We start from the raw sequence: 20,222 nt of genomic DNA on the forward strand, positions 1-20,222 counted from the left end.
GCCCTGCCATCCACGACAGTTGTCGGCCACCGACCCCTACTTTCGTAGGGGTACACCGTCGCAGGAAGGCCGAGGGCGGCCGGTCGCCGGCTTCCTAGCGTTGCCGCCATGACGAGCAATCAGGCCAAGTCTTCCGCTGCCTTCTCCGCTTCTTCTCAGGCCTCTCTTCCGGATTCCCTCGAACCATCCGGCGCCGGCGGCCGGGAGCCGGGCATGATGGCGTTCCTGCGCGAGGCCTGGCGCAGCATGCGTACGACCGGCGCGATCGCGCCCAGCAGCATCCACCTCGGCAACGGACTGGCCGCGCCGCTGCTCGCCCCCGGGAGCCGCGGACCCGTCCGGGTCCTGGAAGTGGGCGCCGGCACCGGCACCGTCACCCGTGCGATCGCCTCCCGGCTCGGGCCGGGCGACCGGCTGGAGGCCGTCGAGTTCAACCCCGCCTTCGTCCGGCTGCTCACCCGCGCGCTGCGCCGGGACGCGGTGCTGTCCGCCGTCTCCGGACAGATCCGCATCATCCCGGAGTCGATCACTGAGCTGCCACTGGCCGAGCGCGCCTACGACGTCATCGTCTCCTGCCTGCCGTTCACCAACTTCACACCGGAAACCGTCCGTTCTCTCCTGGAGCGCTTTCTGACCGCGCTCGTGCCCGGCGGCCACCTCACCTACTTCGGCTACCTCGGCACTCAACCGGCCCGCAACCTGATCAGCAGCCGGGCCGAGGCCGCCCGGCACCGCTCGGTCGGCGCCGTGCTCACCGAGTTCTCCGCCCACTACGGCAGCGGCGGCAGCGGCGGCATCGTCTGGCGCAACCTCCCGCCCGCCCGCGTCATCCACCTGCGCGCGCCCGAGCGGTGCGCTGTCCCGGCCGGCACCGCGGCCGCGCTCGCGGCCGCCCCGGACCGCCCCTGGCTGCGCCGGTGATCCTGCCCGCCGGACTACTGGCGGACATACCGCCCGCCGCCGCCTATCCAGTGATCACCGGTGTCGTGGCCCTGGAATCAGTGCTGCTGCTCGGCCCCTTCGTTCCCACGCTCACCCTGCTGCTGGTCGCGGGCGGCCTCGCGCACGCCGGCACACTGGCCCTGCCCGCCGTGATCGTCTGCGCGGCGGCCGGCGCCGTCGCGGGGGACCTGCAGGCCCACCGGATGGGAAGCAGGCTCGGCGGAGGGCTGCGCACCGGACGCCTGGGGCACAGGGTCCCGGCCCCGGCGTGGGACCGTGCCTGCGCGGTGGTGCGCCGGAGAGGCCGGGCGGCTGTCCTGATCTGCCGCTTCTTGCCGCTGGCCCGCACACTCGCCCCGCACGCGGCGGGGGCGGCCGGGCTGCCCTACCGCAGTCTGGCCCCGTACAGCGCTGCGGCGGGCACGGCGTGGGCGGGCGCGGAGGCCGGGGCCGGCTACGCGGGCGCGGCCTCCCTGCGCCGGCTGATCCCGGCGCACCTGCACGGGGGAGCGGGCGTGCTGCTGGTGGTGGCGGTCGTCGCGGGTGCGGTGCTGGTCGTCCTGACCGTACGGGTGGTACGGGTCGTACGGACGAGGCGGCGGCGGAACCGGCGCCTGCGTGTGCGAGCCGGCCGCCCGGGCGGCTATGAGGCGCGTTGCTGATACTGCTCCCGCGGGAGCGGCCCCCGCACCGGCAGGAGTTCCTCGTCCGCGTGCAGCATCGCCAGGTGCAGTCGCCGCGCTTCCTCCCCCGGCTCCACACCCAGCTCGTCACGGAAGGACGTGCGCATCGCCGCGTAGGCCTCCAGGGCCTCACCGCGGCGGCCGCAGCGGTACAGCGCGGTCATCAGCTGGGTCCAGCGGCGCTCGTGAAAGGGGTACTTGAACGTGAGCGCGCGCAGCTCTCCCACGATCTGGTCGTGTCGGCCCAGGGCCAGGCACACGTCGTGGTAGCGCTCGCTCGTGGTGAGCCAGCCCTCCCGGAGCCTGGGCGCAACTTCGCGGTGCAGCGATTCGGATTCGATGTCCGCGAGCGGCTGACCACGCCACAGCGCCAGCGCCTCGGTCAGCAGATCGGCCTCCCCGGCCAGGTCGCCGCGGTCCCCGGCGGCGCGGGCGAGTCGGGTGAGCCAGTCGAAGCGCCTGAGGTCGAGGCAGCATGGAGCGACCTCGATGGTGTAGCCGCCCGGGGCGGTGCGGATGCGCCGGCCCAGCCCGGCGCCGTCCGCCTCCAGGCTCTGGCGCAGCCGGGTCAGCATGGTGTGCAGGGCACGGCGGGGCCGGGACGGCAGCCCGTCGCCCCACAGCCGGTCGACCAGCTCACTGACCGGGACCACCTCATTCGCGTTCACCAGCAGCGCGGCGAGCAACGCTCGCTGCTTGCCCGCGGGAATGAAAATCGCCCGGCCTCCAGCCGACACTTGCAATGGGCCCAGCACACAGAAGCATTCGCTGTCGTCCACAGGACTCCTTTCCCCAGCCCCCTGTCAGTGACTCAACTACGGGGAGAATGCGGATAGTTGGGTCACATGAGGGATGCTACACCGGCCCATGGACTATTTCCTGAGTGTGTCTGGTGTATGCATGTATAGCGGCGCGCATAGATCAATGACACATGCATGAAAAGTGCGGCCGAAAATACCCCGTGCGGTGCGGCCTCTACGACCTGTGCCAGGTGGTGCCGAGGGCGGGGCCGACGACGAGGACGGAGCCGTCCTCGGGGCCGTCGGTCCGGTGCTGGAGGGGCTACGGCTACGGCTACGGGGGCTGCTTCTCGCTCACGCGCGCCACGCTGTCCGGCTGCGTGGCACACCCTCAGGGCGTGGTCGTGGACACCATAAAGACCCGGGGGTACTTCGGGTCGTCGAGGTTGGCGGTGATCTCCAGGGAGGGCTTGGGCTTGTCCTGCTCGACGGTGGTGCCCGCCCAGTGGTGGCCCTCGCCCAGGTCCCAGCCGACCTCGGCGGCCTCGTCCTCGTCGATGGTGACCTCGCCGGCCTCCAGTTCGGCGGGGCTGGAGCCGACGTCGGAGAGCCACTTGTCGAACTTCTCGCGCGTGGTGGTGAACTGCAGGAAGAGCGAGCTCGCCTTCCACGCGTTGGTCTCGTAGGAGGCGACGTCCTCCGCGTAGGGCGGGACGGTCACCTCGTAGAGGCGGCGCTGGAGCCGGGTCGGCCAGCCCTCCTCCAGGCCGGAGGCGGCGGCCTGCTCCTTCTTGGACTCGCTGCCGCCGCGGCTCTGCATCGCGGAGATGTAGAGGTAGCCGGCGGGGATGGCGATGAGCAGGAAGATGATGACGGTCTTCAGGCAGCGGCGGCTGAAGCCGCCGCCGGGCGGGGGGCCGGGCGGCAGCGCCGTGCGCTCTGCGGGGTGCTCCGTGGTGGTCATCAAGCGCGGCCCGCCCTCGCGTAGCGCTCGTAGCGCTCGACGCGGCGCCGGTTGGCGCGGCGGAAGCGGCGGGCGACGAGCCGGGCCAGGTCCGCGGCGCCGACCATGCCGGCCTCGGGGCCGAGCTGGGCCTTGACGATGCGGGCCTCGGGGCGGTAGCCGCGGCCGGTGAGGTGGCGGCGGAAGGCGTCCCGGGCGGGGGCGATCAGCAGGTCGTCGGCGGCGCTGACGCCGCCGCCGATGACGAAGCAGGAGGGGTCGAGGGCGGCCGCGAGGTTGGCGATGCCGACGCCGAGCCACTGGCCGATGTCCTGCAACAGCTCGACGCACATGGCGTCGCCGGAGCGGGCCAGCTCGGTGATGAGGGGGCCGGTGATCTCGTGGATGTTGCCACCGACGCGGTCGATGATCCCGTACGCGACGGGGGACTCGGCGGCGGCCAGCTCGCGGGCCTCGCGCACGAGGGCGTTGCCGGAGCTGTACTGCTCCCAGCAGCCGCGGTTGCCGCAGGGGCAGCGGTGGCCGCCGGGCACGACCTGCATGTGGCCGAACTCGCCGGCGACGCCGAACTTGCCGCGCTTGACCTGGCCGTCCTCCAGGATCGCGCCGCCGATGCCCGTACCGAGGGTGATCATCACGAGGTGGTCCTCGCCGCGGCCGGCGCCGAAGCGCCACTCCGCCCAGGCGGCGGTGTTGGCGTCGTTGTCGACCATGACGGGGACGGCGAGGCGGCCGGCGAGGCGGTCGCGCAGCGGCTCGTTGCGCCAGGACAGGTGCGGGGCGAACAGGACGCGGTTGCGGTCGGCGTCGACCCAGCCGGCCGCGCCGATGCCCACGGCGTGCACGTCGTGCCGGTCGGAGAGGTCGAGAACCAGCTCGACGATGGTGTCCTCGACGACCTTGGGGCTCTTGGACTTGTCCGGAGTCTCCGTGCGGAGCTTCTCCAGGATGTTGCCGTCGGCGTCCACGACGCCCGCCATCACCTTGGTGCCGCCGATGTCGATGCCGACGGTGGGGACGCGCGGGGCGGTCAGGTGCGAGCGGCGCTCGCGCGTGCCGACGGTGCGCAGCACAGTGGCTCTCGCGGCGCCCCGGTGGAGCTCGCGGTACATGCTCATGACGCCACCGCCACGGCGTGGAGCTGGGCGGATGTACGGTCGCTCCGGCTGCGTGCTCGCAAGAGTCGTCGTCCCTGCGGTGGTCTCGGGAGGCGGCTGCCTCGTGGATACGGTCGTGGCCGATTGTGCCTCAAGGAAGCGTTCCGTACCGCATCGCCGGGGGCGGGCCCGCCCCCGGCGGGCCCGCCTGTTGAGAGCTCCGTCACTCCCCGCCGGAGCCGACGTGCCTGCCGCCGATCACGTCCGGGGCGGGGGCCCGCTCCAGCTCGTGGCTGAGCTGGTCGAGCTCGCTGCCGCCCGCCATCTGGCGGGTGAGCTCGTCCAGGGCGATCTCCGACTTGGCGTGGCTGCCGGCCATCGCGCCGCGCTTCAGCAGCACGAAGCGGTCACCGACCAGATACGCATGGTGCGGATTGTGGGTGATCAACACCACGCCGAGGCCGGCGTCGCGCGCGGCCGCCACGTACTTCAGGACGACGCCGGACTGCTTGACGCCGAGCGCCGCGGTCGGCTCGTCGAGGACGAGCACCTTCGCGCCGAAGTGGACGGCCCGGGCGATGGCGACGCACTGGCGCTCGCCGCCGGAGAGCGTGCCGATGGGCTGGTCGACGTCGCGCAGGTCGATGCCCATGCGCAGCAGCTCGCTGCGCGTGGTCTCGCGCATCTGCTCCACGTCGAGCCGCTTGAAGGGGCCGGCGCCCTTCGTCGGCTCGGAGCCGAGGAAGAAGTTCCGCCAGACCGGCATCAGGGGGACGACCGCGAGGTCCTGGTAGACCGTGGCGATGCCGCGGTCGAGGGCCTCACGGGGGGAGGCCAGCTTCGTCTCCTCGCCCTCGATCTCGAAGCTGCCGGCGTCGTGCTGGTGCAGCCCGGCGATGATCTTGATGAGGGTGGACTTGCCGGCGCCGTTGTCGCCCAGGACGCAGGTGATCTCGCCCGCGTGGACCTCCAGGGAGACTCCTTCGAGGGCGCGGATGTTCCCGTAGAACTTGCTGACGCCGGTCAGCCGGACCAGGGCGGCCGCCTCCTGGCCGGCGTCCTGCCCGGCCTCTGCACTCGCACTCACTTGCTGGCCTCCGCACGCTTCCGGACCCAGGCGTTGAGCAGCGTCGCGAGCAGCAGCATCGCGCCCAGGAAGAACTTGAACCAGTCCGGGTTCCACTGCGCGTAGACGATGCCCTTGCTGGCCATGCCGAAGATGAACGCGCCGACCGCGGAGCCGATGGCCGACCCGTAGCCGCCGGTCATCAGGCAGCCGCCGATGACGGCCGCGATGATGTAGAGGAGCTCGTTGCCGACGCCCTCTCCGGACTGCACCACGTCGTACGACATCAGCAGGTGCTGGCCCGAGATCCAGGCGCAGAACGCCACGGCCATGTACAGGCCGATCTTGGTGCGCCGGACGGGGACGCCCACGGCGCGGGCCGCGTCCGCGCCGCCGCCGACCGCGAAGATCCAGTTGCCCACGCGGGTGCGGAGCAGGACCCAGGTCGCCAGGGCCACGAGGCCGAGCCACCACAGGATGGTGACCTGGACGTCCACGCCGCCGATGGTGAAGTGGGAGGCGAAGACCGCCCGGGCCGACTCGAAGCCCTCCATGTCACCGATCGTCTTGGTGGAGACGGTGCCGCTGATGAGCTTGGTGAAGCCGAGGTTGAGCCCGGTGAGCATCAGGAACGTGGCGAGCGTGATGATGAAGCTGGGGAGCTTGGTCCGGGTGAAGACGAAGCCGTTGAAGAAGCCGACCGCCAGGGTGGCCAGGAGCGACACCCCCACGCCGACCCAGACGTTCGCCGTCATCTGGTAGCTGAACATCGACGAGATCAGCGCCGAGGTGGTGACCATGACGCCGGCCGACAGGTCGAACTCGCCGCCGATCATCAGCAGCGCCACCGGCACCGCCATGATGCCGATCGTGGAGGACGCGTAGAGCACCGTGGACAGGCTGGAGGCCTGCAGGAAGCTGTCGGCGACGACCGAGAAGAAGAGGAAGACGGCGGCGGCGCCGACGACCGCGCCCAGCTCGGGACGGCCGAGGAGGCGGCGCAGGTAGGAGCGGTGCACCAGCCGTTCGTCGGGCGCGTCCTGGACGGGGGCCGTTGCGGGGGCGCTCATCGGGTGCCCCGCTTGGCGTACTCGGCGAGCGTCTTGGCGTCGTCCTTGGTGACGATCTGCGGGCCGGTCAGGACCGGGCGGCCGCCGCCGAGCATGTCGCGGTTGTAGCGGTAGAGCCACAGCAGGTCGACGGCCTCGTAGCCCTGCAGGTACGGGTCCTGGTCGACGGCGAAGCCGAGCTTGCCCGTCTGCAGGTCCTCGGCGACCTTGGCGTTGAGGTCGAACGTGTCGACCTCGGCCTTGCTGCCGGCCTGCTCGGCGGCCTTGACCGCGGTGGGCGCGAAGGGGGCACCGAGAGTGACGACGGCGTCGATGTCCTTGTCGGACTGCAGCTTCGCCTCGATCGAGGACTGCACGCCGGGCATGTTGGTGCCCTCGACGTAGAGGTTCTGCACCTCGCCCTTGAAGGACTTCTTCACGCCGTCGCAGCGCTGCTCGTGGCCGACGTTGCCCTGCTCGTGCAGGACACAGACGGCCTTCTTCTTCCCGCGCTCGTTGAGCTGCTCGCCGACGGCCTCGCCGGCGATGACCTCGTCCTGGCCGATGTGGGTCAGTGCCCCGAACTCCTTGGACTTGTCGGAGCCCGAGTTCACGGTGATGACCGGGATGCCGGCCTTCGCCGCCTTGGCCACGACGTCCTTCATGGCGTCGGGCTTGGCGAGCGTGACGATCAGGCCGTCGACCTTCTGGTCGATCATGGCCTGGACGCTCTGCGCCTGCTTGTTGCCCTCGGCGTCGTGCGCGTAGAGGAAATTGATGTTGTCCTTCACGGCCGCCTGCTTGGCGCCCTTCTGGACGATGTCCCAGAAATTGTCGCCATCGCCCGAGTGGGTGACCATCGCGAAGGTCCAGCGCGGCGTGTCGACCGCGGCGCGGCCCTGGGCGGCCTTGGCGGCCCGCTCCTCCGCACGCTTGCCGCCCGTAGCGCTGCATCCCGCCAAGGTGGCGCCGAGCACCGTTGCCAGCACGGCGCTCACCGCACGTACGCCTGTCCGAACCCTTGCCACGAGGAGTTGCCCTTCTCACTGTCTGTCACGGTGCGGCCGGACCCGTCCCACGGGCCCAGCCGCCCAAGTATCCGTCACCATCCGTCACCGCCGACCGCGGGGGCTTCAGGGGTCCTGCCGAGGGCTGCTGCATGTGGGTGGAGTTCTAATGGCGGGCGCCCCACCCCGTCAAGACTTTGTCCGAACATTCTGACGGCCTGGCGTACGGGCTCGCCCGTACGCCATTCCTACGGGCTGACCCTACGGGCGGACCAGCAGCTGGAACTCGAAGGAGTAGCGCGACGCCCGGTAGACGTGCGAGCCGAACTCGACGGCGCGCCCCGTGTCGTCGTACGTCGTCCGCTCCATCGTCAGCAGCGGCGCGCCCTCGGGCTCGGCCAGCCGCGCGCCCTCCTCGGCGGTGGCGGCGCGGGCGCCGACCGTCTGGCGGGCGCTGTGCAGGGTGATGCCCGCGGCGCGGATGAGCCGGTAGAGGCCGGTCTCCTCGAGCCGTGCCGGGCCGGCGTCGATGAGGCCGACGGGGAGGTGGTTGCGCAGGTGGGCCATGGGCTCGCCGTGCGCGAGGCGCAGCCGCTCGACGAGCAGCACGTCACTGCCCTCGGGGACGCCGAGGGCGGCGGCGACACGGGCCGTGGCGGGCTCGGTCTCGTGGCGCAGCACCCGGGTGGCGGGGTGCTGGCCGGCCGCTTCGAGGTCGTCGTAGAGGCTGCTGAGCTCCAGGGGGCGCCTGACCTGGCTGTGCAGCACCTGGGTACCGACGCCGCGGCGGCGGATGAGCAGGCCCTTGTCCACCAGCGACTGGATGGCCTGCCGGACGGTGGGCCGGGACAGACCGAGCCGCGCGGCGAGGTCGATCTCGTTGCCGAGGAGGCTGCCGGGGGCGAGCGCGCCCTGTTCGATCGCCGCTTCGAGCTGCTGGGACAGCTGGTAGTAGAGGGGAACGGGGCTGCTGCGGTCCAGGCTGAACTGGAGGGGTGGATGGTTCGCCACGCAGGGAGCCTAGCCCCGGGACCGGATGACGGGAAGTTCGTAGGTCAGGTTGTCCGGACATGCGACGGTGTGTATCCGGCGTTACCGATACGAGTGACCGCACCGTCAACCCGATGCTCCTAGCATGCGTCTTGCGCAATACAGGTGGCAGGACTGAAATCTCAACATATCTACTGTTTTCACCCATGCCTCGTGTGCAGGCGGGTGAGGGGAGATGGGCGGCGCCGTGGAAGAGCTGGCTCTGGGGGTGGCGCTCGGCTTCAGCGCGGGGATCAGCCCGGGCCCGCTGCTCGCGCTGGTGCTGTCCGGGACCCTGCGCGGGGGGCTCGGCGTCGGGCTGCGGGTGGCGGCCGTCCCGCTGCTCACCGACCTGCCCGTGATCGTGCTGTCGGTGACCGTACTCGCCGTGCTGCCCGAGCGGGCGATCGCGGCGGGCGGCGTGCTGGGCGGGCTCTTCCTCGTCTGGCTGGCCGTTACGACGCTGCGCGAGGCCCGGACGGCCGAGGTGCCCGAGGCGCACGACAGCACGGAGGCCCGGCTCCGAGCACGGCGGACGCTGTGGCAGGGCGCGCTGGTCAACCTGCTCAGCCCGCATCCGTGGATGTTCTGGCTGACGACGGGGGCGCCCCTGCTCGTGGCCGCCTGGCGCGACGGCCCGCCCGGCGCCGGCGGCTTCCTCTTCGGCTTCTACGGGCTGCTGGTCGGCAGCAAGGCCGCGCTGGCGGTCGTGGTCTCCCGGGCCCGGCACCGGATCAGCACCCGCGGCTACCGGATGCTGCTCGGCGGCGCCGGCGTACTGCTGCTGGCGGCCTCCGCCCTCCTCCTGGCGGAGTTCGGCTCGGCACTGATGGCGTAGTCGTTCCGGTCACGACGACTGTCCGGTAACGCCACAATCAAGGTACTTCGCCTATTTTTCTCAACCTCGCTCGTGCTCCCGCGGTTCTTCCGGTCATCAGACACCGTGACCGGGGGGAACCACCCATGAACCACGGAAAGGCAGCGGCGGACCTCGACCGCATCCGGCTGCACGACCGGCAGGAGGCCACCGCCCACGAGCTGCTCGGGCCCGTTGCCGACTGGATATCCGGGCACGTCGCCCGGCCCCACCCCGACCTCGGCCGCCGCGGCGCGGTCTGCCCGTTCGTCCCGCTCGCGCAGCGGCTCGGGCTGGTCCGCTTCGCCCTCGCCGATCCGCCCGTGCGCGACGAGGAGGGGCTCGTGGCCGCCGTCGCCGCGCTCAAGGCGCACTGGCTGGCCATGGAGCCGCGCAGCGGCCAGCACACCATCGACAAGACCGTCGTCCTCGTCCTGCCGGGGACGGCCGCGGCGAGCGTCGTCCGCATCCACGACCGCCTCAAGCCGGAATTCGTGGCCGACGGGCTGATGCTCGGGGAGTTCTACCCCGGGCACCCGGGGCCGGGGCTGCACAACCCCGGCTTCCGCCCGCTGCACAGCGACGTCCCGCTGCTCGTCGCCCGCAGCATGGTCGGCAACGACCTGCCGTTCCTCACCGAGCGACGCTACCCGCCCGCCCGGCGCGCGGGCTTCGTCGAGTCCTTCCTGCGGCACCAGACGGGCGCGAGCACCGGCACCAGGGAGCGGGCCCGCGCCGAGCTCGAACACGCCCGCGACGAGCTGGGGCACCCGTCGCCGGAGTGAGCCGGCCCGGAAGGTGCGGGGTCCCCTTCGGGACCGGCCCGGGTCCGGATCCGGCTCAGAAGCGGACCGGCAGCCGGTGCGGGCCCCGGATGAGGAGGCCGTCGCGCCAGGTGAGGGCGTCCGGATGGGCGTCCAGGGCGAGCTCCGGGCAGCGCTCCAGCAGGGAGCTGATGGCGATCCGGGCCTCCAGCCGGGCCAGCGGCGCGCCGAGGCAGTAGTGGATGCCGTGCCCGAAGGCCACGTGGCCGCGGGCGTCGCGCCGGATGTCGAACCGCCCGGCGTCCGGGAAGCGGGCCGGATCCCGGTCGGCGTCGGCCAGCACGGGCAGCACGAGCTCGCCCCCGCCGGGTATGAGCGTGCCGCCGATCTCGATCGGCTCGGTGGTGAAGCGGTACGTGGGGGTCTCCAGCGGCCCGTCGTAGCGCAGCATCTCCTCGACGGCGTTGTCCAGCAGGCCGGGGTCGGCCCGCAGGGCAGCCAGCTGGTCGGGGTGCTGCAGGAGCGCGAGGACGCCGTTCGAGATCAGATTCACGGTCGTCTCGTGGCCGGCGACGAGAAGCAGCCACGCCGTGCCGAGGAGCTCCTCGGGCGAGAGCCGGTCGCCTTCCTCGTCCGCGGCGCTGATCAAGGCGCTCATCAGATCGTCACCGGGCTCCTGCCGCTTGGCGGCGATGAGCGCGCTCAGGTAGGCGGTGACCTCGCGGGAAACGACCGCCTTCTCCTCGGCCGGCCCCGCGCCGAGGGCGGTGTTCGACCAGTGGCGGAAGGCCTCGCGGTCGAGGGACGGCACGCCGAGCAGGTCGCAGATGACGCCCATGGGCAGCGGGAAGGACAGGGCCTCCACCAGGTCGGCGCGGCGGCCGGGCGCGGCCAGCATGGCGTCGAGCAGCTCGTCCGTCATCTGCCGCACGCGGGGCGCCATCTCCTCGACGCGCCGCGGCGTGAACTCCTTGGCGACGAGCTTGCGCAGCCGGGTGTGGTCCGGTGCGTCCTGGACCAGCATGTTCGGCCCGGCGGAGGCCCGGATCAGGCTGATGTCCGAGGAGGCCTTCGCCCACTCCTTCGTCAGCCGGGGGTCGTTGAGCGCGGCGCGCACCTCGTCGTAGCCGACGACGAGCCAGGCCTCGGCCCCCTCGGGCATGCGCACCCGGTGCACGGGGCCTCTCACGCGCAGTTCGGCGTAGACGCGGTGCGGGTGCCGGGCGAACTCCTCCCCCATTGCCGCGAGATCGACGACTGCCCCTGCTCCGGCCACTGCCATGATGTTTCCCCTCGCTCCGGAAAGATCATGATGATTGACGGAGAGTGATCGACTCAAGGGCGATTTCCGGACAGCAGTTCGGAACGGATGTCCCAGGCGTCGCTGTTCCGGGCATCGCTGTCCTGGACGTCGCTGTCCTGGACGTCGCGCCCCACCAAGCGTCGCTGTCCCGGACGTCGCGCCCCAGCCGTCCCTCACGGCCAGGAGCGGAGCGTGGCGACCCTGGTCCCGGCGTCGGCCGGGCCCCCGCTGCCGCCGGCGACGTGGCGGTAGGCGCAGTCGCCGCCGAGCGAGACGGCGACCATGCTGTGCAGCCGCACGCCGGGGCGGCGCGGCGCCTCGAAGGCGTGGTCGGTCGCGAGGCCGGTCGCGGAGGTGAAGTGGCAGTAGCTGCCCAGGCCCCAGGCCTCGTGCCGGGTCACGGACGGGGCGACCCGGTAGGCGGGCCTGCCCGCGCTGCCGCCCTCGCTCCAGGCGGCGCGGCCGGGCGGGTCGTAGGGCAGCTCGTTCTGGAAGAAGTAGGTACGGCCGCCGTCGCCGTTCCAGAGGACCTGGTCCCGTTGGTAGTGCTCCACGAAGAGCCCGTACATGGTGACGTCCCGGCCGTCGACGACGAGCCCCTCGGCCGCGGGGTTGACGGCCCATCCGACGCCGCTGCCGTGGTCGGCCCGCCACAGCCACAGGTTGTCGCCGATGACGTCCGAGCTGTGCACCACGAGGCTCCTTACGGCCCGTGCGGGGCCGGCGCCGCCCACGCGGAAGGAGACGTCGTGCAGCGAGACGGGGTCGGCGGCGTGGCGCCGCCGGGCGCCGGGCGGGCCGATCTCCATCAGCGCGGGCGAGGCCGCCGGGCCCGCGTCGGCCAGCAGGCCGGCGATGCGCACGCCGTCGACGTCGGCGACGGTCAGGGCGGCGGTGCCGCGGTCGGGGACGAGCGTGGCGAGCCCGAGGCCGAGGACGACGGTGCCGGGGCGGGTGACGCGCAGCGGCCGGTCCAGGTGGTGCACCCCGGGCGTGATCAGCAGGTCCTTGCCGGCCGCGAGCGCGTGGTTGATGCGGGCGGCGGCGGTGCCGGGGCGGACGACGAAGAAGCGGCCGAGCGGGCGGGAGCTGCCGGGCGGCACGGCCCCGCCGGACCACGTGGTGCCCTGCGCGGCCCTGCGGAGGGCGGGGACGAAGACGCGGTAGCCGCCCGACCGGTCGACGTACAGGAAGGGCTTCTCGCGCACGACAGGGGTCTGGCCGACGCTGGTGCGGGGCGGGTCGGGGAAGGTCGTCGGCGGGGCGTTGCGGACCCCGGCGAACACCATGTTCCAGGTGGCGCCCGACCAGCCGCCGCGAAGCTCGCTGTTCCGCGTGAGCCACTGCTGCTGGGTTCCGGAGAGCACCTTCCCGTCGATCAGCGAGTCGGCGATGAAGCCGCCGCTGGACCAGCCGCCGTCGTCCAGGCGGAGGTCGCCGCGCAGGTGCACGCGGCGGTACGGGGCGGCCTGGGAGACGGCCCAGCGGTCGGTGCCGGAGGCGGGGGTCACGGAGAGGTTCTCGGCCGCGCGCCAGAAGTTCTGCGTCGCGTTGCCCCGCAGCCAGTCGGCCTCGGCGTGTACCGCGCCCCTGACGGTGACGTCGTCGGGGCGCAGGCCCAGGCCCGCGACCTGGGTGTAGAAGCCGACGTTGACGTCCGCGTCGTAGGTGCCCGGCTTGAAGAGCAGCGCCTCGCGGCCGCGGCCGAACTGGGCGCCCTCCTGGCGCCGGAAGACCTCGTCCAGCGTGCGCTGGATCCGCTGCCGGGGCATCGACGGGTCGAAGACGTGGACCCCCGGTCCGAGGTCGGGGGCGCCGGGCGCGGCAGGTGCGGCGAGCGGTGCGGGCGGTCGCTCCGGGGCGCAGCCGAGGGCGAGGCAGGCGGTGACCGCGGCGGCGAGGGCGGCGGTGCCGAGGCGGGCTCGGCACCCCGCGGGCCGGGTTCTCGGCAAGGGCCGGGTTCTGGACAAGGGCCGGTCTCCTCACGCGTCGGTCGGCTGCCCGGTGACCGGGTCAACTCGTTTCCGAGCGTGAGGAGACGCCGTGCGGGCGGATTCCGCCCGGATGGCGCTTGGGTGACGCCTGATCAGCAGGTGAAGTCGATCAGGTTGAACGTCGCGTAGTGGTCGCCGGTGTAGTAGTCCTCGTGGTCCCTCTGGCCGGCGACGATGCGGCGGGCGCCGCGGTCGGGCGAGCCGGGGGTCTTGACCGTGTACTCGTGGTAGTAGCCCGAGGACTGCTTGGGCAGGACGCCCTCGCGGTTGGAGAAGACGGTGCCGTCCTTCGGGTACGGGAAGGGGCCGCCCGCGTCGATCAGGCGCAGGGTGTCGTCGGCCTGGGAGGGCAGACCGGACTTGCAGACGCTGCCGGTGGCCTTCATGACGGCCGGGGCCTGGACGGTGGCGGCCGTGGGGGCCGCCTGGGCGGTGAGGGGCGCGGCGACGGCCGTGCCGCCGGCGAACAGGGCCGAGGCCAGTGCGGCGAGAACGGCCGTACGGGCAAAACGCGACGTGCGATGGGGGGTTGACTTCATGACGCCCAGCATGACGCGCGTAGCGCATGTCATGTCAATGACAATCCGCACTGTTTTCCAGCTGTTAACCGGAGGCGCCGTCCGGCCCGGCGGAATCTTTGCCTCCACGCGACCCCTTTGCCTCATAGGCAAAACTTTTGCCTTTAGGGCAGGGCCGGTCCTATACCGGAAGCATGACACCGCTGCCCGACGAGCCCGCGGCCGACCTGCCCACGGTGGCTCCCCGCCTGCGTGACCTGCGCACGCGCAGCGGGCTGACCCTGGAGGCCGCCGCCGCCCGCGTCGGCCTGTCCCCCGCCCACCTGTCCCGGCTGGAGACCGGCCGGCGGACGCCGTCGCTGCCGATGCTGCTCGCCCTGGCCCGCACCTACGGAACGACGGTATCCGACCTGCTGGGCGAGGCGGCGCCGGAGCGCGACCCCATCGTGCGCGCGAGCCACATGGAGCCGCAGCTCGCCGGGGGCTGGACGTACTGGCGGGCCGGCGGCTCGGGCCGCGCCATGCAGGCCCTGCGGCTGCACGTGCCGCCGGAGGCGGGCGGCCAGGCCGAGCTGGTCCGCGTCCACCCGGGCGAGGAGTGGCTGTACGTCACCGGCGGGCGGCTGCGCCTCACGCTGGGCGGGAGCACCCACCTCCTGGACCCCGGCGACGCCGCCCACTTCGACTCGCTCACCCCGCACCGCATCGCCGCCGCGTCGCGCGGCGGGGCCGACCTGCTGTTCATGCACACGCTGCTGCAGAGCGGCGCGACCGAGCTGTGCCTCGGGGGCGCAGCACCCACCCGGAGGGGAATGCCGTGAACGACGCCGTGCACCACACCGTGACGGACGCATCCGCACACACCGGAAAGCGTATGGACGAAGAGGACCGGGCCCCCATGGGGATGACCGTCCGGGTCGTCATCTACCTCGTGGCCGTCCACTTCTTCGCGGCCTTCCTGTTCCTCCTCTTCTTCCTCGCCGGAGGCTGACCCTCCGTCCCGCCATGTGCCGATTCCTGCGGAATCCGGGCGTTGTCCGACGCTACGATCGCGGTGGGTGTCGGCACAGGGCCCGTCCCGGGCCGGGAAGGCGGAGCGATGACCCGTACGGCCCAGGAAGTGCTGGCGGACGCGGTGCGGGGTCTCGCGCCCGCCGAGGGCGCCAACCGGCTCGTCCCGCGGATCGCCGCCGGCGAGGCCCCGCGGGAGGTGTTCGCCGCCTTCGCGCTGGAGCAGCACCAGGTCATCACGAGCGACCGCCGCAGCTTCGCGCACCTCGCCGGGCGCGCGGCCGCCTCGGACCCGGCCGTGGCGGGCTTCTTCGAGTCCCTCACCCAAGGCGAGGACCTGGCCCTGAGCCTGCTCGGGCCGCTGACGGCCGCGTGCGGGCTGGACGAGGAGGCGGTCCGCGCCCACGAGCCCCGCCCCGGCTGCCAGGCCTACCCCTCGTACGCGGCGTGGCTCGCGCTCGGCGCGGAGCCCGTCGACGTCGTCGTCGCCCTGACCGCCAACTTCGCGGCGTGGGGCGGCTACTGCGCCGCGGTCGGCGCGGCCCTGCGCGAGCACTACGGCTTCGACAACCCCGCGTGCGGCTTCTTCGACTTCTTCGCGGGCCCCGCGCCCGAGCTGGAGGAGCGGGCCGTCGCGGCCGTGACCGCCGGCCTGGAGGGCGGCCGGCTGTCCGAGCCGCTGGCCCGTCGCTACGGACGGCTGCTCCAGGCCTACGAGTTGATGTTCTGGGACGCGCTCGGCGGAGACCGCTCGATGTAGGTTGAACGCATGCCCGGATCCGCAGCTGCCGCCGCCGTCGTGTACCGCCCCGCGCTCCCCGGTGAGCGCACCGGGGCCGAGGCGATCGACAACTCCTTCACGACGGCGACCGTCCTCGACGTGACCGCGTCGGAGGAGGGGTTCCGGCTCCTGGAGACGCCCGTAGACCCGCCCCTGCGCAAGGTGTACCCGGCCGAGGACGAGGGAGTCGAGGAAGGCGGCGAGGACGCCCACGTCATCGTGGCCCGCGCCGGTGACGCCCTGTGCGGCGCCATCAGCCTCACCCTCTCGGAGTGGAACCACCGGCTGGTGATCGCCGACCTCCGGGTGGCGCCCGGGCACCGCGGCCGCGGCATCGGCCCCGCCCTCATGGAGCGCGGCCTGGCCCACGGCCGGAAGCTCGGCGCCCGTACCGCCTGGCTGGAGGTCACGAACGTCAACGCACCGGCCGTACGGGTCTACCGCCGCATGGGCTTCGCGCTGTGCGGCCTGGACACGTCCCTCTACCGGGGGACGGCGTCGGAGGGCGAGACCGCCTTGTTCATGAGCCGTCCGCTCTGAGGCCCCGCGCGCCGTCCGTCCCGAGGCTCCGTATGTCCGGGCCCGGCGCGTCCAGGCTCCGTGCTCCCGCCTCCGTCAGCGAGCCGTGCACGCGCAGCCGGGCCACGCCGCCGTCCGGGTGGATGTCGACGCGCACGTGCGTCGCCACCGGGGCGCCCTCCAGGGGGAAGCGGTGCACGGTGTCGGGCTGGAGGCGGGTGCGGGGCAGGACCACCGTCCAGCCGGCGGCGGGACCGGCCGGGTCGGCGCCGGTGGCGGCGTCCAGGACGGACACCTCGGCCCAGCCCGCGGCGTTGCCCTTGTAGCAGCCGGTGTCGATCTCCAAGGCGCGCAGGACGGCCTGCCCGGTGAGGCGGTAGCGGACCCAGTCGTGCCCTTCGTCGCGGCGGCGGCGCGTCTCCCAGCCGTCGTCCATCTTCTGCGACCGCCCCGGCAGGACGCTGTTGAGCGGGGGCGAGTAGAAGCGGTCCGAGGCGTCCTCGGGGCGGCCGCCGTTCTCCAGCGCGGCGAGGTCGAAGGTGCCGACGGCGGCGAGCCAGGCCGGGTCGGGGCGCACCTCGCCGTGCACTCTGAGCCGGGCGATGCCCCCGTCGGGGTACTGGCACAGCCTCAGATGGGTGAAGCGCTCCTGGGCGTGCACGGCGAAGCCGTTGGCCGCGTGGCCGCCGACGGGGGTGCGCGGCACGAGGACCGTCCACGTCACCCCGTCGGCGAGCAGTTCGCCGGGCGAGGGGGTGCCCGGCAGGCAGGCGGCCTCGACGGACACGGACTGCGGGTGGTTGCCGCGGAAGTGGGCGGTGTCGACCACGACGCCGCGGATCACCCCGGGGGCGCCGAGGCGGATGAGCGCCCAGTCGTGGTCGCCGTCGGCCGGATGCGGGTGAGCGGCGTCGGCACCGCGTCTGCGGCGCGTCTCCCAGCCGTCCATGATCTTGCCCTTGTGGCCGAACAGGTGGGGGTCGAAGTGCGCGGGGGCGGGAGTGAGGAGATTCTCGCGGTCGGCGAAGAACTCGTCGTTGGCGGCGACGACGCTGCCGCCGAGACGGCGGTCGGCGAGGTCGGGGAGATGGGTGAAGGGGAGGTTTGCGGAGCGGTAGTCGGCATACGGATCACCGCCCGCGTACGGTGCGGCGCCGCCTATGAAGGCGGGTATGCCGCCGGAGCCGTTGTCCGGGGTGCCGGTCATGCGCTGCTCTGCCTTTCGAGGAGGAGGCCGGCGGGCGGCTCGGCGAGGGCGCCGTCGTGGGCGATCCTGCGGCCGCGTAGCCAGGTGGACCGTACGACGCCGTGGAGGGTGCGGCCGGCGTAGGCGGTGACGTGGTTGCGGTGGTGGAGGGCGGCCGGGTCGACGGTGAAGGCCGCCTCGGGGTCGAGGACGGTGAAGTCGGCGTCGCGGCCGGGCTCGACGGCGCCCTTGCGGTGCAGGCCCGCGAGGGCGGCGGGGCCGGCGGACATCCATCGGGCAACGTCGGCGAGGGTGTGCCCGCGGCGGCGGGCCGCGGTCCAGATCGCTGGGAGACCGAGTTGGAGGGACGAGATGCCGCCCCAGGCGGCGCCGAAGTCGGGGACCTTGAGGTCGGTGGTGCAGGGCGAGTGGTCGGAGACGACGCAGTCGAGCGTCCCGTCGGCCAGGGCCGCCCACAGGGCGTCCTGGTTCGCGGCCTCCCGGATCGGTGGGCAGCACTTGAACTCGGTGGCCCCGTCGGGGACTTCCTCGGCGGTCAGCGTCAGGAAGTGCGGGCAGGTCTCCGCGGTGACGGGCACGCCGTCCGCCTTCGCCGCAGCGATCGCGGGGAGGGCGTCCGAGGACGACAGGTGCAGGATGTGCACGCGGGTGCCCAGGCGCCGCGACACGGAGACGAGCCGGTCCACGGCCTCGTTCTCGGCGGCGCGGGGCCGGGAGGCGAGGAAGTCGGCGTAGCGGGGGCCGCCGCGCTGCGGGGCGCGCTCCAGGCGGGCGGGGTCCTCGGCGTGCACGATCAGCAGGCCGCCCAGCGCGGCGATGCGGGCCGCAGCGGTCTCCAGGCAGGCCGGGGCGAGGGCGGGGAACTCGTCGACGCCCGACGGCGACAGGAACGCCTTGAAACCGAAGACGCCCGCGTCGTGCAGGGGGCGCAGGTCCGCCGTGTTCGAGGGCAGGGCGCCGCCCCAGAAGCCGACGTCGACGTGGGCCGCGGGGCGGGCCACGCCCTGCTTCACCCGCAGGTGGGCGACGGTGGTCGTGGGCGGGATGCTGTTGAGCGGCATGTCGAGGAGCGTGGTGACGCCGCCGGCCGCGGCGGCGCGCGTCGCCGTGCGGAAGCCCTCCCAGGCGGTGCGGCCGGGGTCGTTCACGTGCACGTGAGTGTCGACCAGACCGGGGAGCAGGGCGTCGTCACCTAAGTCCGTCACGGCCGCGCCGGGCGGCGGGGCGGCCCCGTACGGGCGGACGGCCGTGATCGTGCCGCCGGTGACGGTGACGGCGGCCGGGCGGGTGCCCTCCGGGGTGACGACGCGTGTCGAACGCAGGACCAGCGTTCCCGTGGACATGCCGGACACGCCCCCTCCCGGAAATTCAACGTTCTGTTGAACAGCGTGGGGGCAGTCTTCTGTCGCTCCCCTCACCCGTCAAGACCTCCGGCGGCGGAGCGGCGCGGTGGGAGCCCGGTAGGCTGCTCCCACCCCGTAGCCGAAAGGACCCGCCGTGCCCCCGTCCGCCGAGCCCCGCACCCCCTCTCCCAGTGGAGGCGTCCAGTCCCTGGAGCGCGCCTTCGACCTGCTGGAGCGGATGGCCGACGCGGGCGGCGAGGTCGGGCTGAGCGAGCTCGCCACGAGCAGCGGGCTGCCGCTGCCGACGATCCACCGGCTCATGCGCACGCTCGTCGCCTGCGGGTACGTCCGCCAGCAGCCCAACCGGCGGTACGCGCTCGGGCCGCGGCTGATCCGGCTCGGCGAGAGCGCCTCCCGGCTGCTGGGCACGTGGGCCCGGCCGCACCTGGCGCGGCTGGTCGAGGAGACCGGCGAGACGGCGAACATGGCGCTGCTCGACGGCGACGAGGTCGTCTACGTCGCCCAGGTGCCCTCGCGGCACTCCGTGCGGATGTTCACCGAGGTGGGGCGGCGCGTGCTGCCGCACACCACCGGCGTGGGCAAGGCGCTGCTGGCGCAGAGCCCCGACGACGAGGTGCGCTCGATCCTCGCCCGTACGGGCATGCCGGCCGCGACCGAGAAGACCATCACCACGCCCGAGGGCTTCTTGGAGGCGCTGGGGCGCGTGCGCGAGCACGGCTACGCGGTGGACGACAACGAGCAGGAGATCGGGGTGCGGTGCCTGGCGGTGCCGGTGCCGGACTCCCCCACGGTGGCGGCCATCTCCATCTCCGGCCCCGCGGGCCGGGTCACCGACGCGGCCACGGAGCGGATCGTCCCCCTCCTGAAGGAGGTCGCCACGGCCCTCTCGGCGGACCTCGCCGGCGCGGCGGCCGGCTCCGCCTGAGGGTTTCCCGGACGTCCGGAGCCCTGTGGTTCCGGCACCGCCGGACAGGTTGACGGCGGCTGATCGCCGTAGCGGCGGGGGGAATGTGCCGGACCGGCACGCTTCTGTGCCGACGGCACCGCGCCCCCTTCTTCCGCCGCCGCGGCGCGCGGCCACAGCGGCGGGCACCGGCGGTGCCTGATCGCTGGCGCGGCGGAAGGAATGTGCCGGCCTGGCACGTCCCCGTGCACCGGTTCCGACCGGACGGCGGTACGGCACCGCACCCCTCCTCCGCCGCCGCGGCGCGCCACCACCGCGGCGTAGCCCGGCGGTGGCGCGCCCACGGAAGTACGGCACCGCCGGAACGGCCGACGGCGGCTGATCGCCGTCGCGGCGGAAGGAATATGCCAGCCCGGCACGTCCC

The 20,222-nt window shown here is 73.0% G+C and carries 21 protein-coding genes; 9 read left to right on the forward strand and 12 right to left on the reverse strand.

What is annotated here, in order from left to right; all coding sequences use genetic code 11:
* Positions 1-108: 108 nt before the first annotated feature.
* A complete protein-coding gene (locus IF61_RS0120370) occupies positions 109-921 on the forward strand; it encodes a class I SAM-dependent methyltransferase (protein WP_245684563.1) in 813 nt (270 codons plus the stop codon).
* Complete coding sequence (locus IF61_RS32500; RefSeq protein ID WP_052392862.1) at positions 918-1,604, forward strand: DedA family protein; 687 nt, start codon at positions 918-920, stop codon at positions 1,602-1,604. Before IF61_RS0120370 ends, IF61_RS32500 begins: the two co-directional genes overlap by 4 nt.
* Here IF61_RS32500 and IF61_RS0120380 read toward each other — a convergent pair.
* From IF61_RS0120380 to IF61_RS0120410, 7 genes are all read right to left on the reverse strand, one after another.
* Entirely contained in the window at positions 1,586-2,404 is an 819-nt protein-coding gene (locus IF61_RS0120380; protein WP_078660358.1) for an AfsR/SARP family transcriptional regulator, read from the reverse strand. The two genes, IF61_RS32500 and IF61_RS0120380, sit on opposite strands and share 19 nt — an antisense overlap.
* Before the next feature lie 352 nt (positions 2,405-2,756).
* Positions 2,757-3,329 (reverse strand): hypothetical protein, encoded by a 573-nt coding sequence (locus tag IF61_RS0120385; RefSeq protein ID WP_052392863.1) that lies wholly within the window; start codon positions 3,327-3,329, stop codon positions 2,757-2,759.
* Positions 3,329-4,447 carry an ROK family glucokinase gene (locus IF61_RS0120390; protein ID WP_030367897.1) on the reverse strand — a complete coding sequence of 373 codons (1,119 nt, stop codon included), beginning with the start codon at positions 4,445-4,447 and terminating at the stop codon, positions 3,329-3,331. The genes IF61_RS0120385 and IF61_RS0120390 overlap by 1 nt, the downstream gene beginning before the upstream one ends.
* Before the next feature lie 202 nt (positions 4,448-4,649).
* Positions 4,650-5,513, reverse strand: coding sequence for an ATP-binding cassette domain-containing protein (locus IF61_RS0120395; RefSeq protein WP_030367898.1), 864 nt, complete (start codon positions 5,511-5,513; stop codon positions 4,650-4,652).
* Positions 5,510-6,562: an ABC transporter permease gene (locus tag IF61_RS0120400; RefSeq protein WP_030367899.1), complete on the reverse strand. Its 1,053-nt coding sequence runs from the start codon at positions 6,560-6,562 to the stop codon at positions 5,510-5,512. Before IF61_RS0120400 ends, IF61_RS0120395 begins: the two co-directional genes overlap by 4 nt.
* Positions 6,559-7,569, reverse strand: coding sequence for a sugar ABC transporter substrate-binding protein (locus IF61_RS0120405; RefSeq protein WP_449657290.1), 1,011 nt, complete (start codon positions 7,567-7,569; stop codon positions 6,559-6,561). The genes IF61_RS0120400 and IF61_RS0120405 overlap by 4 nt, the downstream gene beginning before the upstream one ends.
* Before the next feature lie 240 nt (positions 7,570-7,809).
* On the reverse strand, positions 7,810-8,529 hold the full coding sequence (locus IF61_RS0120410; RefSeq protein ID WP_043189993.1) for a GntR family transcriptional regulator: 720 nt from the start codon (positions 8,527-8,529) through the stop codon (positions 7,810-7,812).
* A 256-nt stretch (positions 8,530-8,785) separates the two neighbouring features.
* Here IF61_RS0120410 and IF61_RS0120415 point away from each other — a divergent pair, with 256 nt between their 5' ends.
* On the forward strand, positions 8,786-9,415 hold the full coding sequence (locus tag IF61_RS0120415; RefSeq protein ID WP_157848638.1) for a LysE family translocator: 630 nt from the start codon (positions 8,786-8,788) through the stop codon (positions 9,413-9,415).
* 125 nt (positions 9,416-9,540) lie between these two features.
* On the forward strand, positions 9,541-10,218 hold the full coding sequence (locus tag IF61_RS0120420; protein ID WP_052392864.1) for a DUF6875 domain-containing protein: 678 nt from the start codon (positions 9,541-9,543) through the stop codon (positions 10,216-10,218).
* Positions 10,219-10,273: 55 nt separating this feature from the next.
* Here IF61_RS0120420 and IF61_RS0120425 read toward each other — a convergent pair whose 3' ends face one another.
* The 3 genes from IF61_RS0120425 to IF61_RS0120435 form a co-directional block, all read right to left on the reverse strand.
* The gene (locus IF61_RS0120425) at positions 10,274-11,479 is read right to left on the reverse strand and encodes a cytochrome P450 family protein (RefSeq protein ID WP_030367904.1); all 1,206 of its coding nucleotides are present in this window, start codon (positions 11,477-11,479) and stop codon (positions 10,274-10,276) included.
* A gap of 194 nt (positions 11,480-11,673) precedes the next feature.
* A complete protein-coding gene (locus IF61_RS0120430; protein WP_078660359.1) occupies positions 11,674-13,470 on the reverse strand; it encodes a coagulation factor 5/8 type domain-containing protein in 1,797 nt (598 codons plus the stop codon).
* A 116-nt stretch (positions 13,471-13,586) separates the two neighbouring features.
* The gene (locus tag IF61_RS0120435; protein ID WP_030367906.1) at positions 13,587-14,033 is read right to left on the reverse strand and encodes a guanyl-specific ribonuclease; all 447 of its coding nucleotides are present in this window, start codon (positions 14,031-14,033) and stop codon (positions 13,587-13,589) included.
* Positions 14,034-14,206: 173 nt separating this feature from the next.
* Here IF61_RS0120435 and IF61_RS0120440 point away from each other — a divergent pair, with 173 nt between their 5' ends.
* From IF61_RS0120440 to IF61_RS0120455, 4 genes are all read left to right on the forward strand, one after another.
* Positions 14,207-14,833: a helix-turn-helix domain-containing protein gene (locus IF61_RS0120440; protein WP_030367907.1), complete on the forward strand. Its 627-nt coding sequence runs from the start codon at positions 14,207-14,209 to the stop codon at positions 14,831-14,833.
* A complete protein-coding gene (locus IF61_RS35945) occupies positions 14,830-15,003 on the forward strand; it encodes a DUF6126 family protein (RefSeq protein ID WP_157848639.1) in 174 nt (57 codons plus the stop codon). Before IF61_RS0120440 ends, IF61_RS35945 begins: the two co-directional genes overlap by 4 nt.
* A gap of 108 nt (positions 15,004-15,111) precedes the next feature.
* Positions 15,112-15,783 carry a thiaminase II/PqqC family protein gene (locus IF61_RS0120450; protein ID WP_030367908.1) on the forward strand — a complete coding sequence of 224 codons (672 nt, stop codon included), beginning with the start codon at positions 15,112-15,114 and terminating at the stop codon, positions 15,781-15,783.
* Positions 15,784-15,792: 9 nt separating this feature from the next.
* A complete protein-coding gene (locus tag IF61_RS0120455) occupies positions 15,793-16,344 on the forward strand; it encodes a GNAT family N-acetyltransferase (protein ID WP_030367909.1) in 552 nt (183 codons plus the stop codon).
* Here the strand turns inward: IF61_RS0120455 and alc are convergent.
* Positions 16,325-17,530 (reverse strand): allantoicase, encoded by a 1,206-nt coding sequence (gene alc / locus IF61_RS0120460; RefSeq protein WP_052392866.1) that lies wholly within the window; start codon positions 17,528-17,530, stop codon positions 16,325-16,327. The two genes, IF61_RS0120455 and alc, sit on opposite strands and share 20 nt — an antisense overlap.
* Positions 17,527-18,873, reverse strand: coding sequence for an allantoinase AllB (gene allB / locus IF61_RS0120465; RefSeq protein WP_030367911.1), 1,347 nt, complete (start codon positions 18,871-18,873; stop codon positions 17,527-17,529). Before allB ends, alc begins: the two co-directional genes overlap by 4 nt.
* 154 nt (positions 18,874-19,027) lie before the next feature.
* Here allB and IF61_RS0120470 point away from each other — a divergent pair, with 154 nt between their 5' ends.
* Positions 19,028-19,819 (forward strand): IclR family transcriptional regulator, encoded by a 792-nt coding sequence (locus IF61_RS0120470; protein ID WP_030367912.1) that lies wholly within the window; start codon positions 19,028-19,030, stop codon positions 19,817-19,819.
* The last annotated feature ends 403 nt before the right edge of the window (positions 19,820-20,222 follow it).

The organism is Streptomyces roseoverticillatus (genome assembly GCF_000719265.1).
Lineage (GTDB): Bacteria > Actinomycetota > Actinomycetes > Streptomycetales > Streptomycetaceae > Streptomyces > Streptomyces roseoverticillatus.